The organism is Trebonia kvetii (assembly GCF_007827045.1).
In the GTDB taxonomy this organism is placed as follows: Bacteria; Actinomycetota; Actinomycetes; order Streptosporangiales; family Streptosporangiaceae; genus Trebonia; species Trebonia kvetii.
The window spans coordinates 1-428 of record NZ_RPFW01000044.1; the positions used below are offsets into that span (position 1 = coordinate 1).

A 428-nucleotide genomic window follows, 5' to 3' on the forward strand; every position below is an offset into this window, starting at 1 on the left:
GTGCACAATCAGGGAATGTTATTCAGGCGGGGATTAATATTGCTAAAGGAGATTTTGCTAGGTTTTGGGATTTTGCAATTCCGATTATCTTCTTTATATTAGGAGTAATGACTCGGGGCTTTTATTCTCCCTATTTGATGAAACGTCGCCGTTTTGATGCCTCTTATTTGTTATTGGTTCAATGGTTAGGGGTGACAATTTTTGCCTTGGCTTATGGTTTGGGCTTGAAGATTCCTGTTTCCTTTTATGTTGGGATTTTCTCTTACTTTATGGCGATTCAATATGATACTTTTACAAAAGTTCATGGTCGTGCTTACGGAAGTATCTTTATGACAGGTAATATGAAGTCCATGTCGGCAAATCTTGCTCAGTATATCATTACCAAAGATAAACAAAAACTCCGGTCAGTTGGTATATATGCCGCGCTT

General features: G+C 38.1%; 1 protein-coding gene. It reads left to right on the plus strand.

Going from position 1 to position 428, the window contains the following annotated elements; genetic code table 11:
- The coding region (locus tag EAS64_RS48130) for a YoaK family protein (protein WP_145862455.1) at positions 1-428 on the plus strand (428 nt) is incomplete at both ends.